Below are 15,089 nucleotides of genomic sequence, written 5' to 3'. Positions count from 1 at the left end.
GCGCGCGGGGCCTGCCTGCTACAACATGCCGAATCCACCCAGCCAGGAGTCCGGCATGCCCAGCTACACCGCCCCGTTGCGCGATATCACCTTCGTTGCCCAGGAGCTGCTCGACCTGAGCGGCCACTATCAACAGCTGTCTGGCTGCGAAGCCCCCGACGCGGACACCTTCGCCGCCATCGTCGAGGAAGGCGCCAAGTTCGCCGAGCAGGAACTGGCACCGCTCAACGCCGTGGGCGACCAGCACGGGTGCCAATGGCAGGATGGCAAGGTCAGCACCCCGCCGGGCTTCGCCGAGGCCTTCAAGCGCTTCGCCGCCAACGGCTGGCTGGGCCTGGACAAAGACCCAGCCTACGGCGGCCAGGGTTTGCCACCCTCGCTGGGCTTCGTCAACCACGAGATGATCTGCAGCGCCAACCACGCCTGGGGCATGTACGGCAACCTCACCGGCGGCGCCATCAGCACCCTCAGCGAGCATGCCGACGAGGCCCTGCGCCAGCGTTTTCTACCGCCAATGATCGCCGGCCGCTGGAGCGGCACCATGTGCCTGACCGAGGCCCATTGCGGCTCGGACCTCGGCCTGCTGCGCACCAGCGCTCGGCCCCAGGCAGACGGCAGCTACCGCATCAACGGCAGCAAGATCTTCATCTCGGCCGGTGAGCACGACCTGACGGAAAACATCGTGCACCTGGTGCTGGCGCGCATCGAAGGCGCACCGGCCGGGGTCAAGGGCATTTCGCTGTTTGCCGTGCCAAAGGTCCAGGTCGATGCCGATGGCAGCCTGGGCGCCCTCAACGGCGTCAGTTGCGGGTCTATCGAACACAAGATGGGCATCCACGGCAACGCCACCTGCGTGCTCAACTTCGACAGCGCCACAGGCTACCTGCTGGGCGAAGCCAACCGTGGCCTGAACGCCATGTTCACCTATATCAACGAATCGCGCCTGGCGGTTTCTCAGCAGGCCCAGGCCCACGCCGAAGCCTCGTTCCAGGGGGCCTTGGCCTATGCCCGCGACCGCGTGCAGATGCGTGCCACACCGCGCCTGCGCGCCGACCAGCCCGCCGATCCGATCATCGGCCATGCCGATGTCCGGCGCATGCTGCTGACCCAAAAGGCCTATGCCGAAGGCGGTCGCATGCTCGCCTACACCTGCGCCAAGGGCGTCGACCTGCTGCACCACGGCGTCACCCCAGGTGTGCGCCAGGCCGCGGCACGCCGGCTGGCCTTGCTTACGCCGATTGCCAAGGGCTTTTTGACGGAGACCGGCAACGAGGCCGCGCAGTTGGGCATCCAGGTATTCGGCGGCCACGGCTTCATCCGCGAATGGGGCATGGAGCAGATCGCCCGCGATGTACGCATCACTGCGATCTACGAAGGCACCAACACCATCCAGGGTATCGACCTGCTGACCCGCAAAGTGCTGGCCGATGGCGGTGAGGCCCTGGACGAACTGCTCGGCGAAATCGAAGTATTCATTCAAAAAACCTCGGCCTCGGCCGACCTCGCCCAGGCCTTGCAACAGCGCGTCAGCGCCTGGCGCGACGTCAGCGAATGGCTGCGCGACGCCAGCAGCACCGACGCCAACCTGATCGGCGCCAGCGCCTTCGACTACCTGATGCTCTGCGGCTACACCCTGATCGGCTACCTGTGGCTGCGCGCCGCCTGCGTCGCTGAACAGGCACTGGCGGCCGGCAGCGACGACGTCGCGTTCTACCAGGGCAAGCGCGAGACCGCGCGTTTCTACCTGCAGCGCCTGCTGCCGCGGGCCAGCCTGCACGAGACGCTGATCCGCACGGGCAGTGACAACCTGATGAACATCAGCGACGCCGCCTTCGCCCGCTGACCCTGCCTGGCAGGCTCCGCTGCCGAGTCCCCCAGGGCAGCGGGTTTTTCGGCGGTGGCCAACGCTCCGGGCCGCCGCCTCGTTTTTTTTCAGGACACCAACAGGAAGGTTCCCATGCCGCTGATCGACTATCGCCGCGATAACCAACTGGCCTTGATCGGCCTGTGCCACGCCCCCGTCAATGCCCTGGGCCACGATCTGCGCCAGGCACTGCTACAGGCCTGCACCCAGGCCGCCAGCGACCCCGAGGTCAAGGCAGTCATCCTGCATGGGCGCTCACTGCCGTTCAGTGCCGGCGCCGACATCAGCGAGTTCGGCAGCCCACGCACCTGGCAGGCACCCGCCCTGCCCGAATTGCTCGAAACGCTGACCAGCATTGCCAAACCGCTGATCGCCGCCATTGATGGTGTGGCGCTGGGCGGCGGGCTGGAACTGGCCCTGGCCTGCAGCCATCGCGTTGCCAGCGCCACTGCCCGCCTGGGCCTGCCGGAGGTACGCCTGGGCCTGCTGCCCGGTGCCGGCGGTACCCAGCGCCTGCCACGGCTGATCGGCGTGGCGCCCGCGCTGGAGCTGATGCTCGGCGGCGAACCGATCGATGCCCGCCAAGGCCTGGCACTGGGGCTGGTAGACCGCCTGGTCGAGCCCGGCCAGGACCTGCTCGACCAAGCGTGCGCCTTTGCCCGCGAGCAGCTCGCCAACCCCGCCCCGCCAAGGGTTACACCCGCGCTCCCAGCCGAGGGCCTGTTCGCCACGCACGAGGCCCAGCTGGCTGCCCGCAAACCTGGCCAACGGGCGCCACTGCGGGTACTGGCGGCCGTGCGCGCGGCCTGCGAACTGCCGTTGGCCGAAGGCCTGGCCCGCGAGCAGGCGCTGTTCCGCGAAGCGCTGCAAGACCCCCAGGCCACTGCACTGCGTCATCTGTTTTTTGCTGAGCGCGAGGCGCTGCGCATTCCCGGTATCGACGCGGCCACCGCGCTGCGCCACATCGCCCAGGTTGCCGTGATCGGCGCCGGCACCATGGGCGCCGGCATCGCCATGAATTTCATCAACGCCGGCCTCCCCGTGCGCTTGCTGGAGCTCAAGCCCGAGGCCCTGGACCGCGGCTTGGCGCAGATCCGCAAACACTACGAAAGCGCCATCAAGCGCGGCAAGCTCACCGCCGAGCAACTCGAACAGCGCATGAGCCTGCTGCAAGGCACCCTCGACTACGCCGACCTGGCTGACGCTGACCTGGTGATCGAAGCGGTGTTCGAAGACCTGTCGATCAAACAGTCGGTGTTCCGCACCCTCGACCGGGTGTGCAAGCCCGGCGCGATCCTGGCCAGCAACACCTCGACCCTGGATGTCGACCGCATCGCCGCCTGCACCCGCCGCCCGCAGGACGTGGTCGGCCTGCACTTCTTCAGCCCAGCGCATGTCATGCGCCTGCTCGAAGTGGTGCGCGGCCGGGCCACGGCGCCAGACGTACTGGCCACCACGCTGAAAATCGCCAAGCGCATCGGCAAGCTGCCGGTGGTGTCTGGCGTGTGCTTCGGCTTCATCGGCAACCGCATGCTCGAGCCTTATGCCCGCGAGGCCCACCGCCTGGTCCTAGAAGGCGCCTCGCCGGCCCAGGTGGACAAGGTGCTGACCGACCTCGGCCTGGCCATGGGCGTCTTCGCCATGTACGACCTGGCCGGCATCGACGTCGGTTACCTGGTGCGCCAGGCGCGGCGCAGCGAGATCGCCCACGACCCGAGCTACTTCCGCCTGGCCGACGAACTCTACACGCTGGGCCGCCACGGGCAGAAGAGCGGGCGCGGCTTCTACCGCTACGAGGGCCGCGAACGCATCGAAGACCCCGAAGTGGTGCAGCTCGCGGCGCAACTGGCCGCCAAGCTGGGCATCACCCGGCGCACCATCAGCGACGCAGAAATCCACGACCGCTGCCTGTTCATGCTGATCAACGAAGGCCTGCAATTGCTCGACGAAGGCATCGCCCTGCGCAGTGGTGACATCGACCTGGTGTGGGTCAACGGCTACGGCTTCCCGGGCTGGCGTGGTGGGCCGCTGCATTACGCCCGCGACATCGGCCTGGACACCGTGCTGGCTGGCATCGAGCAACTGCGCGATCGCCTGGGTGCCTACGGCCACCTGTGGTTGCAGCCAGCCCCCTTGCTGCGGCGTCTGGCGAGCAGCACCGGCAAGCTGCGCGCGCAACACCGTTGAGCTGCCCTCTTCTGGCCATCAAGGAACCCCGTTCATGAAAGACGCCGTCATTCTCTCCACCGCCCGCACCCCGATCGGCAAGGCCTTTCGCGGTGCCCTCAACAACCTGCGCTCGCCCAGCCTGGCCGCCCATGCCATCCAGGCGGCCGTTGCACGGGCCGGCATCGCGGCCGACGAAATCGAAGACCTGGTGATGGGCACCGCCATGCCCTCTGGCACCGCCGGCTGGAACCTGGGGCGTATGAGCGCGCTGGCGGCCGGGCTGCCTGTGTCGGTCAGCGGCCAGACCCTCGACCGCCAGTGCGCCTCAGGGCTGATGGCGATCGCCACCGCCGCCAAGCAAATCATCGTCGATGGCATGCACGTCACCGTTGGCGCCGGCCACGAAAACATCAGCGCGGTACAAGTGCGCAACCTCGAATGGGCGCTGGGCGAGCAGGACAACGCGGTTATCCAGCAGGTGCCGCACGCCTACATGCCGATGCTGCACACCGCCGAGCACGTCGCCAGGCGCTACGGCATCAGCCGTGACGCGCAAGATGCCTATGCGCTGCAATCGCAGCTGCGCACTGCCGCCGCCCAGCAGGCTGGGTTGTTCGAGGCCGAGATCGTGCCGGTAACCGCGCAGCAAAGGGTCAAGGACAAGCACACCGGCGAGATCAGCTACCGCCAGGTAACCCTGGCGCAGGACGAGGGCAACCGCCCGCAGACCCGCCTGGACGACCTGGCGCGCTTGCAGCCGGTGCTCGACGGTGGCTGCATCACCGCCGGCAACGCCAGCCAACTGTCCGACGGCGCCAGTGCTTGCGTGCTGATGGACGCGCGCCTGGCCGAGCAGCGCAACCTCAGGCCGCTGGGCCTGTACCGGGGCATCGCCGTGGCCGGCCTAGCGCCGGAAGAGATGGGCATCGGCCCGGTGTACGCGGTGCCGCGCCTGCTCAGGCAGCATGGGCTGAACGTCGACGATATCGGCCTGTGGGAGCTGAACGAAGCCTTCGCCTGCCAGGTGTTGTATTGCCGCGACACCTTGGGCATCGACCCTGAGCGCCTGAACGTCAACGGCGGCGCCATCGCCATTGGCCACCCCTATGGCATGAGCGGCGCGCGGATGGTCGGGCATGCGCTGCTCGAAGGTAAACGGCGCCGGGTGCGCTATGTGGTGGTGACTATGTGCGTGGGCGGTGGCATGGGGGCGGCGGGCCTGTTTGAAGTGCTGTGATCACAACCGGACCGCAAGGGCTCTCACCCCTGCCCACTCACTGAAAGATGAGGAACGCTCCATGCTAGCAACCCCTTTTTCCCTGGCAGGCAAGACTGTTTTGGTAACCGGCGCCTCCAGCGGCCTGGGTGCCCACTTCGCACGCTTGGCCCAGGACGCTGGCGCCCGTGTGGTGCTGGCGGCGCGGCGGGTCGAGCGCTTGCAGGCGCTGGTCGAGCAACTTGAAACCCAGGGCGGCGAAGCGTTGGCCGTGGCGCTCGACGTCACTCAACGCGACAGTGTCGAACAGGCCTTCGACCAGGCCGAGGCCCGCTTCGGTGTGGTCGATGTGGTCATCAACAACGCCGGCATCGGCGACCCTGGGCGCTTTCTCGAACTGAGCGGGCAGGACTGGCAGCGCATGCTCTCGACCAACCTCGATGGCGTGTTCCATGTCGCCCAATGTGCTGGCCAGCGCCTGGTCAAGGCCGGCCGCGCCGGGAGCATCGTCAACATCGCCTCGATCCTGGGCCTGCGCGTAGGGGCCGGGCTGAGCCACTACTGCACGGCCAAGGCCGGTGTGGTGCAGTTGACCAAGGCCATGGCACTGGAGCTGGCCCGCTACCGGATCCGCGTCAATGCCATCGCCCCCGGTTACTTCAAGACCGAGATGAACGAGGCCTATTTCGACAGCGAGGCCGGCCAGGGTTACATCAAGGACCACGTGCCGATGCGCCGCCTGGGCCAATTGAGCGAGCTCGACGGCCCCTTGCTGTTGCTGGCCAGTGACGCCGGTGCGTTCATGACTGGCAGCGTCCTCGCCGTGGATGGCGGGCATTTGGTCAACCCGTTGTAACAAGGAGCCTGCATGCCCACCGCCGCTTACCTGCCCCGCGTGGTCGCGCTGGTCACCCACTTGCGCTGCCCTGGAGCACCCAGCCCCATGGCCCGGCTGATCGAGCAGGTCAGCGCCGACTACCGGCAGCAGGCCCATGTCGAGGTGATTGAAACCACCCTCGGCAAGCTGCTGCCGCTGGCGCGCGAGCTGGAGAGGCGCCAGCAGGCCGACGTCATCCTGTGTTCCGGGGCCGCCGCTGACTACTTGCGCCAGCACCTGTCGACCTCGGTGCAGGCCCTGCACCTGGGCGAGCACGACCTGATCCGCGCCCTCGCCCTGGCCCACACGCGCACCCGGCGCGTCGGCGTGCTCAGCTTTAGCCAGCCCCACCCCGGGCTGGCGGCGATGCAAGCGTTGCTTAACCTCAAGGTCCACGAGCACACCTATACCCGCCTGGAACAGGCGCGGGCGCAGGTCGCGCAGCTGGTCGCGGACGGTGTCCAGGTCATCATCGGGTCACCGACGGTGTGCCAGCTGGCCGACGCGGCCGGTGCCCAGGGCGTGCTGGCCCTGGACAGCGACAGCCTGCGCCATGCGTTCGACAACCTGCGCATTCAGCCCCGGCGCAGCCGCAAGCCGCCTGCCGCGCAGCCGTTCATGACGCGCTATCGTTTCGATCAGTTGCTGGGCGATGCCCCGGCGTTCCGCGCGACCGTGCAGCTGGCGCAGCGCTACGCCGCGACCGACGCGACGGTACTGATCACCGGCGAAAGCGGCACGGGCAAGGAGTTGCTCGCACAAAGCCTGCACCACGCCAGCGCCCGCCAGCAGGGGCCGTTCGTGGCGATCAACTGCGCGGCCCTGCCGGAGTCGCTGCTCGAGAGCGAGCTGTTTGGCTTTGAAGACGGCGCGTTCACCGGCTCCCGCAAGGGGGGCAAACCCGGCCTGATCGAGCTGGCGCACGGTGGCACGTTGTTCCTCGACGAAGTCGGCGACATGCCCGCGCCGCTGCAAACCCGTTTACTGCGTGTATTGCAGGAGCGCGAGGTGCTGCGCCTGGGTGGCTGCGCGCCGACACCGGTGGACATCCGCGTAATTGCCGCCACCCATTGCGACTTGCCAGCGCGCATCGCCAACGGGCAGTTTCGCGCCGACCTGTTCTACCGCCTGAACATCCTGCGCCTTGCCGTGCCGCCCCTGCGCGATCGGCTCCAAGACATCCTGCCCCTGTTCGAGGCGCTGCTCGCACGGCACGGTGCAACACCGCTCGCCACCCCGCAGTTGCAACCCCTGCTGCCCCTGCTGCTGCGCCACCGCTGGCCAGGGAACATCCGCGAGCTCGACAACATCGCCGAGCGCGCCGCGCTGTGCGCCCAAGCCTTGGTGGGCGCCGATGGCATCGGCCTGGCCACGCTCTTCCCGGAATTTTTCGAGCATGTGCAGGCCGCCGCACAGCCGCTACCCGCTAGCGATAACCTGCGCAGCCTGGGCAAGGCCGCCGAGGCGGCGCACGCCCGGCGCATGCTGGACAGCTGCGACGGCAACATGGACCAGGCTGCGCTTTGCTTGGGTGTCAGCCGCAGCACCCTGTGGCGGCGTTTGCGCGCATCCTGCGGATGACTTATCTCGAGGCGCCCGATACCCTTGGCCTCTGGTGGCCTGACGGTTTCGGGCCCAATCCTTTTTGCGCAGACGAGCATGTCATGAAAACCGCCGCAGGTTTGCTGCTGTCGGCCATCGAGCTGGACCGTGCCAGTGCCATCCCCCTGTACCGCCAGCTGTACCTGCAGATTCGCAAGCAGATACTCAATGGCAGGATCCAAGGTGGCGTGCGCCTGCCCTCGACCCGCACCTTGAGCAACGAGCTGGGGTTGTCGCGGATCACCATTCTCAATGCGTTCGATCAGCTGATTGCCGAAGGCTTCCTGGCCTCGCGCACCGGCGCCGGCACCTATGTCGGCACGGAATGGGAAAGCCGCGGCAGCGAGCCCGAGCAGCCCCAGCCGCCGCCGCGCCTGTCCGACCTGAGCCAGTCGATGCTGTCGCTGCGCAGCGATCATTTTCGCGGCGTCTCGTACACCGACTGGGACCCGGCCACCCCGACCTCGTTCCTGCCCAGCCACAGCACCTACGAAGCCTTCCCCCAGGCGATATGGCGGCGGCTGATGAACCAGCACCTGCTGAAGCCCACCAAGGCGATGCTGGGCTACGGCGAGCTGCAAGGTTTGCAGGCCTTGCGCAGCGCCATTGCCGAGTATGTGTTCGATGCCCGTGGCATCGACTGCGATGCCGGGCAGGTGGTGATCGTGTCTGGCGCGCAGCAAGCGTTCAACTTGCTGGGCATGTTGCTGCTCAACCCCCAAGACAGTGTATGGATGGAAGACCCGGGGCACATCGCCGCGCGCATTGCCTTGCAGGCGCAAGGGGCGCGGGTGACCGCGTTGCGTGTCGATGAACACGGGATCGACGTGGAGCAAGGCCTGCGCGAATGCCCTGAGGCCCGGTTGGTGTTCTGCACCCCCTCGCGCCAGCACCCATTAGGCGTCACCTTGAGTTACGCGCGGCGCCAGGCCTTGATCGACTGGGCCGCGCAACAACAAAGCTGGATCATCGAAGACGATTGCGACAGCGAGTTCCGCTACAGTGGCCGCCTGCTGCCCGCCCTGTATGCCCTGGACCAGATGGCCCGGGTGATCTATGTCGGCACCTTCAGCAAAGTGCTGTTTCCGTCACTTCGGCTGGGCTACGTTATCCTGCCGCCGGCGCTGGTCGAACCCTTCTGCACCCTGCGTGCAGTCATGGACCGCAGCCCGCCCACGCTGCTGCAGGCCACCACCGCTGATTTCATGGCGCAAGGCCATTTCATTGGCCACATCCGCCGCATGCGCGCGTTGTACAAGGCACGCCAACAGGCCTTGATCGCACAGCTCGAACAGCACATGGGCGGCTTCTTCACCCTCACTCCGGCCGATGCGGGCATGCACCTGATCGCCTGGCTGCCCCCTGAGCTCAACGATGCCGACATCGCCCGGCAACTGGCTGAGCACGGCATCCACACCTACCCCTTGAGCGACTACAGCATCCAGCATGCGCAACCGCCTGCGCTGCTGATCGGCTTTGCCGGCACGCCGGAAAACCAGGCCGCGGCACGCGTCCAGGCACTGGCCCAGGCCTTGCGCACACTGGGGTACCTGCCCACTAACGCCTGAGGCCAGGCAAGTGGTCCTATCGATTGGCGGATAATGGATCTATCGAACGTTCCTCACTGGCGCGATAAAGGTTGCGCCGGTAGACCCCGGCGTCTGAACCAGGAACGACGCTAATGAACAATAAGATCCAGGAACGTTTCAACGCCTTGCTGAGCCACAACGTGGTGGAACAGGCGCCAGCCCCCGTGTTGACGCAGGCACTGGCCCAGCGCTTGCTCGAACGCCTCGGGCAACTGCGCCTGTTTGCTCATGCCTACCCGCTGCTGACCAACCTCACCCACGGCCGGGTCACTCCCGCCGACCTGCTCGACTTCGCCTATCGCCACGAGCTGCAAGGCCTGAGCCTGCACGTGCTCGACGGCGAGCAGAACAGTCTGAGCCAGATGACACCCGCCCAGCTTCAGGCATTTGCCGACAAGGCCAAGGCGCTGGGGCTGGACGTGCATGTGGAAATCAGCAGCACGCTGAAAAAAGACGTTGACCAGGTAATCGCCATCGCCAAGGCCCTGGGGGTGCGCAACATCCGCGTCTACTCGCGTTACGAGGGCACACTGTCGCGGGTCATGGACATCATCGAGAGCGACCTGCACTACCTGGCGCAGCAGGCCGACGCCCACGACCTGTACTTTGACTTCGAGCAACACGAAGAGCTCAAGAGCGACGAGATCGCCCAGTTGCTCAAGCGCCTCGACCACCCTCGCCTGCATGCCCTGTTCGACTTTGGCAACATGATCAATGCCTGCGAACAACCCCTGCAGGCCCTGCACAACCTGGCGCCGCACATCCGCCAAAGCCACCTCAAGGGTGTGCGCATCGTGGCCGAACACAACGGCTTCGGCCATTACGGCGTGCTGCAAGGCAGCGCCGATGACGACCTGCCCAGTGCCCGCATGCTGTTCGAGCTACTGATGCTGGGCGACACCGCCCCGCAGGTGATCGCCTTCATCCTCGAGCAGGAAAACCACTACGTGGCCCCGGCCTTCCGCCAACAGCAAGAAGCGGCCGACCCCTTCATCGCGTATCGGGAAATGAGCGACACCCCCCTGCCGGCCGGCTTCACCCTGGAACGCATGCTGGCTGACGAACACCGTTGGGCGAACAACCAGGTGGCCTACGTGCGCGGCCTGTTGAACGAGTTTCGCACCCTGGCCGAGCTGACCTTGGCCAACGCTTGAACCTGGCGACCCGACTACCTGCGGAGAACAACAATGACAGCCCAGAACAAAGCCAAATGGCTCCGATTCCTGATCCTCGTCCTTGGCGGCGGTACCGTCTACAAGCTGGCGAACCTCAAGGATGCCTTCTACGTCCCCATGCAGGAATTCATGGGCCTGAGCCACACTGAAATCGGCCTGCTACTCAGCGCCAACGCGATTATCGCCACCGCACTGTTCGTGGTCGGCGGCATGCTCGCCGACCGCTTCGAGACGCGCAGGCTCATCCCCCTGGGCCTGATCGGCACCGGCTGCCTGGGTGTGTACCTGGCCACCTTCCCGCCGTTCAGCAGCTTGCTGATCGTGTTCAGCCTGCTGGCCGTGTGTGCCGACTGCCTGTTCTGGCCATCGCTGCTCAAGGCCATCCGCAACCTGGGTAACGACCAGGAACAAGGGCGCCTGTTCGGCCTGCTCGAAGGCGGGCGCGGCGTGGTCGATACGCTGGTCGCGTTTGCCGCACTGGGGGTGTTCGTGGCCATGGGCTCGGGCGAAAGCGGCTTGAAGTCAGCGATCCTGTTCTACTCGATCATCGACCTGCTGGCCGGCACCCTCACCTGGTTCCTGCTCAAGGGCGACAGCGCGCCGTCGCTGGCCAAGCCGAAAAATGGCCTGGCCAACCTGATGGAGGCGATCAAGGTGCCGGGTATCTGGCTGGTCAGCCTGAACGTGTTCATGGTCTACATCGTCTATTGCGGCCTGACCTACTTCATCCCCTACCTCAAGGAGATGTACGGCTTGCCGGTGGCGCTGGTGGGTGCCTACGGCATCATCAACCAGTATTTCCTGAAGATTCTGGGCGGGCCTGCCGGTGGGTTCATTGCCGACAAGCAGTTCAAGAGCACCAGCCGCTACCTGAAGTGGGCCTTTCTGGCACTGTTGCCGCTGATGGCGGTGATCATGCTGATTCCGAAAAGCCCGACCTTCATCTATGCCGGCATGGCCGCCACCCTGTCCTTTGCGTTGATCGTGTTCTCCATGCGCGGCGTGTTCTGGGCGCCGATGGGCGAAGTCGGTATTCCCCAGCACATCACCGGTTCCGCCTTCGGTATCGGCTGCCTGATTGGTTACGCGCCGGGCATGTTTGCCTACGTCATCTACGGTGCGATCCTCGACCACTTCCCCGGCCAGCAGGGGTACAACTGGGTCTTCACCTTGATGAGTATCCTGGCCGTTGCAGGGTTCATGGTGTCCAGCCTGCTGTACCGGGCCGTTAGAAAGAATGCCCTGGCTGCAGACGGGATGAGTGCGGCGCAAGCGTGAAGCATGAACACCCTCGGCCAGCTTCGACGGTGGAGACTGGCCTAGGGTTCCCTAGGGGTAAGGTTTGCATGTCGGTCTGGCGCCTGACGCCAGCACGGGGTACAACTGGACCTTTTAGGAGGCCACCATGCTCCGTGTGTTTGAACGACGGCTAGACCCCTTCCCACCCGACGAGGCCCCGCCGCCACCGGTCGGCCTGCTGCGTTTTCTGTGGGCCTGCACGCGCGGCGCGCGTGGCTATGTACTGGCGCTGGCGCTGCTCAGCGCCGGTGTGTCGATCTACGAAGCCTGGCTGTTTTCCTTTCTCGGCCAGGTCGTTGACCTGCTCTCGACCTGGCAAACGGGCGGCGCTGAAGCGGCTCAGGAAAGCCGCGTGCTATGGGGCATTGGCATCGTATTGCTGACCAGCATCGGGCTGGTGGCGCTGCGCACGATGGTGCAGCACCAGGTACTGGCGATCAATTTGCCGCTGCGGCTGCGCTGGGACTTCCATCGGCTGATGCTGCGGCAAAGCCTTTCTTTCTTTTCTGACGAGTTTTCCGGCCGTGTCACCACCAAGGTGATGCAGACCGCACTGGCCGTGCGCGAAGTGCTGTTCACCCTGATCGAAATCGCCCCCGGCATCGGCGTGTACTTCATCGCCATCATCGCCCTGGCGGGCGGTTTTGCCTTGAAGCTGATGCTGCCGTTCATTGCCTGGGTCGCGCTGTTTGGGCTGGCCTTGCTGTACTTCGTGCCGCGCCTGGGCAAAGTCGGCCAGGAACAGGCCCATGCGCGCTCATCGATGACCGGGCGCATCTCGGACGCCTACACCAACATCACCACCGTGAAGCTGTTTTCGCATTCAAAACGCGAAGCGCACTTTGCGCGGGCGGCGATGGAGGACTTCAAACAGACCGGCTTTCGCCAGATGCGCCTGGTCAGCCAGTTCGAGATCGTCAATCAGGCCTTGGTGGTCGGGTTGATCATCGGCGCTGGCGGCTATGCCCTGTGGCTGTGGCACCAAGGCGAAGTCGGCACCGGTGCGGTGGCAGCGATTACCGCCATGGCCTTGCGCATCAACGGCATGTCGCACTGGATCATGTGGCAGATGACCTCACTGTTCGAGAACATCGGCACCGTGCAGGACGGCATGGCCACCTTGACCCGTGGCCCCAAGGTGCAAGATGCGCCGAATGCCGGGGTGTTGGTGACGTCGGGCGGCGCGGTGAGCTTCGACAATGTCAGCTTCAACTACAACGGTGAGCGGCAGGTGCTCGATGGCCTGAGCCTGAACATTCGCGCCGGTGAGAAAGTCGGCCTGGTGGGGCGGTCCGGGGCGGGCAAGTCGACGCTGATCAACCTGCTGCTGCGCTTTTACGACGTGGACCACGGCGCCATTCGCATCGATGGGCAAAACATTGCCCAGGTGACCCAGGACAGCCTGCGCAGCGCCATCGGCATGGTCACGCAAGACACCTCCCTGCTGCACCGCTCGATTCGCGACAACATCGCCTACGGCCGCCCCGACGCGACCGACGCGCAAATCCGCGAGGCCGCCGCCAATGCCCAGGCCGACGGGTTCATCAACCAGCTGAGCGACCGCCAAGGCCACAGCGGCTACGACACGCTGGTGGGTGAGCGCGGCATCAAGCTGTCCGGTGGCCAACGTCAGCGCATTGCCATCGCCCGGGTAATGCTCAAGAACGCCCCGATCCTGCTGCTCGACGAGGCGACCAGCGCGCTGGACTCCGAGGTCGAAGTCGCCATCCAAGAAAGCCTCAATGAGATGATGCACGGCAAGACCGTCATCGCCATCGCCCATCGGCTGTCCACAATCGCTGCCATGGACCGGCTGATCGTGATGGATGAAGGGCGCATCATCGAACAAGGCACCCACGCCGAACTGCTGGCCCGCAACGGCACCTATGCACGGCTTTGGCAGCACCAGAGTGGCGGCTTCTTGGGTGAAGACCAAGGCGTAGCGGAGGCCATGGAGTGAGCCTGCGGGCTGGCGGCCGGTTGCGGCTGCCACCTGCCCTGCGCTGTTTGCATCGGGTCAGCATCGGTTATACTTCTTAATCATTTTTTACCCTTACCGTCGCTGACACACGAGATCGCATGAACACATCCCCTGCACTGCAACCGGGCGCCGACAGCAGCGAGGCCACTGCGCCGACCGACCTGAATGATCTGGTTGGCTACGCCTTGCGCCGCGTGCAGATGAAGGTGTTTCAGCACCTTGTCGAGTGCCTGACGCCTTACGACCTGCGGCCTGCACAGTTTTCTGCGTTGGCCATCATCGCGCAAAACCCAGGCCCTACGCAGGCCGAGCTGGCCAAAGCGTTGAACATCGAGCCGCCCCAAGTGGTGCCGCTGCTCAACAAGCTTGAAGAAGCGGGCCTGGCCCTGCGCGTGCGCAGCAAGGCAGACAAGCGCTCTTATGGCCTGTACCTGAGCAAAGCGGGTGAGAAGCTGCTGAAAACGCTGTATGGGGTAGCTGAAGAGAGTGACCGTGCCGCTACGGCCAATTTGGATGATGACGAGCGGCGGCAGTTGCTTGCCCTGCTGCGCAAGGTCTATTAGGCCCTGTACGCCTGCGCCTTAACGCATCCCCAGTTCGGCATCATCCATCAGCGCCTTGGCCAAAGCGCTTAGATAATGTGAGGCCCAGATCAGCTGCGGGTTGTCGTCCATTACGCCGGCGATGGTCAGGTCTCGCACAACGCCCATCAGTTCTGAGGCTTGCTCACGGGCGTCTTGGCAAGGGATGCCGGGCTCGATGCAGAACAGCGGCTGGGTCTTTTTTTCACCTTGGTAGAACTTGGTCTTGCCGACCGTGGTTGAGGCTTTGTTGGCGTCTGTGGTCATTGTTCGGTCTCCCTGAAATTTCACCGCCTGTTCGGGCCTCTTCGCGGGGCAAGCCCGCTCCCACAGGTACACCGCAGGTCTCAAGGCCCGTGTATACCTGTGGGAGCGGGCTTGCCCCGCGAAGAGGCCCGAACAGGCAACTCATTACCTGTGGCTTAATGCTGGGTCCGTGGCTGATGCGCCGGCATCTGCACCTGGATCAACGCCGATTCAAGCAGCACACGCAGTGCCTCCAGCTCATGCATCGTCGCCATCATCAAGATCGACACGGGCGATTTGGGCTGTAGGAGAATGGCCTGATTAGCCACGGACTGCGCGCACAGGGCGTAGTCCGCTGCCTGGATGAGGGTGTCTTCGAGGGAATGGTGGTTGTGGGGTGGATCGGGGACAAGTTTTAACATGATGATTCTTCCGTTAACGATGCCGCCACCTGCCTGCTGTCAAACAGTAGGGTGGCAGCTGTACGTGG

At 65.2% G+C, this 15,089-nt stretch carries 12 protein-coding genes; 10 read left to right on the top strand and 2 right to left on the bottom strand.

The window, feature by feature from the left end; all coding sequences use genetic code 11:
- Positions 1-55: 55 nt before the first annotated feature.
- The 10 genes from MFF34_RS06690 to MFF34_RS06645 all read left to right on the top strand — a co-directional run bounded on the left by MFF34_RS06690 (position 56) and on the right by MFF34_RS06645 (position 14,335).
- A complete protein-coding gene (locus MFF34_RS06690; RefSeq protein WP_238211512.1) occupies positions 56-1,843 on the top strand; it encodes an acyl-CoA dehydrogenase C-terminal domain-containing protein in 1,788 nt (595 codons plus the stop codon).
- A gap of 114 nt (positions 1,844-1,957) precedes the next feature.
- Positions 1,958-4,051 carry a 3-hydroxyacyl-CoA dehydrogenase NAD-binding domain-containing protein gene (locus tag MFF34_RS06685; RefSeq protein WP_238211509.1) on the top strand — a complete coding sequence of 698 codons (2,094 nt, stop codon included), beginning with the start codon at positions 1,958-1,960 and terminating at the stop codon, positions 4,049-4,051.
- A gap of 34 nt (positions 4,052-4,085) precedes the next feature.
- On the top strand, positions 4,086-5,270 hold the full coding sequence (locus MFF34_RS06680) for an acetyl-CoA C-acyltransferase (RefSeq protein ID WP_238211500.1): 1,185 nt from the start codon (positions 4,086-4,088) through the stop codon (positions 5,268-5,270).
- A gap of 61 nt (positions 5,271-5,331) precedes the next feature.
- The gene (locus tag MFF34_RS06675; RefSeq protein ID WP_238211491.1) at positions 5,332-6,105 is read left to right on the top strand and encodes an SDR family NAD(P)-dependent oxidoreductase; all 774 of its coding nucleotides are present in this window, start codon (positions 5,332-5,334) and stop codon (positions 6,103-6,105) included.
- Between the two features lie 12 nt (positions 6,106-6,117).
- A complete protein-coding gene (locus MFF34_RS06670; RefSeq protein ID WP_238211489.1) occupies positions 6,118-7,707 on the top strand; it encodes a sigma 54-interacting transcriptional regulator in 1,590 nt (529 codons plus the stop codon).
- A gap of 83 nt (positions 7,708-7,790) precedes the next feature.
- On the top strand, positions 7,791-9,296 hold the full coding sequence (locus tag MFF34_RS06665; RefSeq protein WP_238211479.1) for a PLP-dependent aminotransferase family protein: 1,506 nt from the start codon (positions 7,791-7,793) through the stop codon (positions 9,294-9,296).
- 113 nt (positions 9,297-9,409) lie between these two features.
- Positions 9,410-10,471, top strand: a complete 1,062-nt coding sequence (locus tag MFF34_RS06660; protein ID WP_238211477.1) for a sugar phosphate isomerase/epimerase — start codon at positions 9,410-9,412, stop codon at positions 10,469-10,471.
- A 33-nt stretch (positions 10,472-10,504) separates the two neighbouring features.
- On the top strand, positions 10,505-11,770 hold the full coding sequence (locus MFF34_RS06655) for an MFS transporter (RefSeq protein ID WP_238211475.1): 1,266 nt from the start codon (positions 10,505-10,507) through the stop codon (positions 11,768-11,770).
- Positions 11,771-11,897: 127 nt separating this feature from the next.
- Positions 11,898-13,751, top strand: coding sequence for an ABC transporter ATP-binding protein (locus tag MFF34_RS06650; RefSeq protein ID WP_099453798.1), 1,854 nt, complete (start codon positions 11,898-11,900; stop codon positions 13,749-13,751).
- A gap of 119 nt (positions 13,752-13,870) precedes the next feature.
- Positions 13,871-14,335 carry a MarR family winged helix-turn-helix transcriptional regulator gene (locus MFF34_RS06645; RefSeq protein WP_050580787.1) on the top strand — a complete coding sequence of 155 codons (465 nt, stop codon included), beginning with the start codon at positions 13,871-13,873 and terminating at the stop codon, positions 14,333-14,335.
- An 18-nt stretch (positions 14,336-14,353) separates the two neighbouring features.
- On the opposite strand, the gene MFF34_RS06640 is transcribed toward MFF34_RS06645, so the two are convergent.
- Positions 14,354-14,620: a DUF3077 domain-containing protein gene (locus MFF34_RS06640; RefSeq protein WP_238211473.1), complete on the bottom strand. Its 267-nt coding sequence runs from the start codon at positions 14,618-14,620 to the stop codon at positions 14,354-14,356.
- A 155-nt stretch (positions 14,621-14,775) separates the two neighbouring features.
- The gene (locus tag MFF34_RS06635) at positions 14,776-15,021 is read right to left on the bottom strand and encodes a hypothetical protein (RefSeq protein ID WP_099429651.1); all 246 of its coding nucleotides are present in this window, start codon (positions 15,019-15,021) and stop codon (positions 14,776-14,778) included.
- Positions 15,022-15,089: the final 68 nt, after the last annotated feature.

The sequence above is a fragment of the Pseudomonas sp. PAGU 2196 genome (assembly GCF_022179005.1).
Lineage (GTDB): Bacteria > Pseudomonadota > Gammaproteobacteria > Pseudomonadales > Pseudomonadaceae > Aquipseudomonas > Aquipseudomonas kermanshahensis.
The sequence above is the reverse complement of the archived record's forward strand: the minus strand, read 5'-3'. Positions and strand labels throughout refer to the sequence as shown.

Excerpts from the sequence above, each read along its gene's own strand:
- MFF34_RS06665 (WP_238211479.1), top strand. The coding sequence starts at position 7,791 with ATGAAAACCGCCGCAGGTTTGCTGCTGTCGGCCATCGAGCTGGACCGT.
- MFF34_RS06640 (WP_238211473.1), bottom strand. The coding sequence starts at position 14,620 with ATGACCACAGACGCCAACAAAGCCTCAACCACGGTCGGCAAGACCAAG.
- MFF34_RS06685 (WP_238211509.1), top strand. The coding sequence starts at position 1,958 with ATGCCGCTGATCGACTATCGCCGCGATAACCAACTGGCCTTGATCGGC.
- MFF34_RS06660 (WP_238211477.1), top strand. The coding sequence starts at position 9,410 with ATGAACAATAAGATCCAGGAACGTTTCAACGCCTTGCTGAGCCACAAC.
- MFF34_RS06650 (WP_099453798.1), top strand. The coding sequence starts at position 11,898 with ATGCTCCGTGTGTTTGAACGACGGCTAGACCCCTTCCCACCCGACGAG.
- MFF34_RS06635 (WP_099429651.1), bottom strand. The coding sequence starts at position 15,021 with ATGTTAAAACTTGTCCCCGATCCACCCCACAACCACCATTCCCTCGAA.
- MFF34_RS06670 (WP_238211489.1), top strand. The coding sequence starts at position 6,118 with ATGCCCACCGCCGCTTACCTGCCCCGCGTGGTCGCGCTGGTCACCCAC.
- MFF34_RS06655 (WP_238211475.1), top strand. The coding sequence starts at position 10,505 with ATGACAGCCCAGAACAAAGCCAAATGGCTCCGATTCCTGATCCTCGTC.
- MFF34_RS06675 (WP_238211491.1), top strand. The coding sequence starts at position 5,332 with ATGCTAGCAACCCCTTTTTCCCTGGCAGGCAAGACTGTTTTGGTAACC.
- MFF34_RS06690 (WP_238211512.1), top strand. The coding sequence starts at position 56 with ATGCCCAGCTACACCGCCCCGTTGCGCGATATCACCTTCGTTGCCCAG.
- MFF34_RS06680 (WP_238211500.1), top strand. The coding sequence starts at position 4,086 with ATGAAAGACGCCGTCATTCTCTCCACCGCCCGCACCCCGATCGGCAAG.
- MFF34_RS06645 (WP_050580787.1), top strand. The coding sequence starts at position 13,871 with ATGAACACATCCCCTGCACTGCAACCGGGCGCCGACAGCAGCGAGGCC.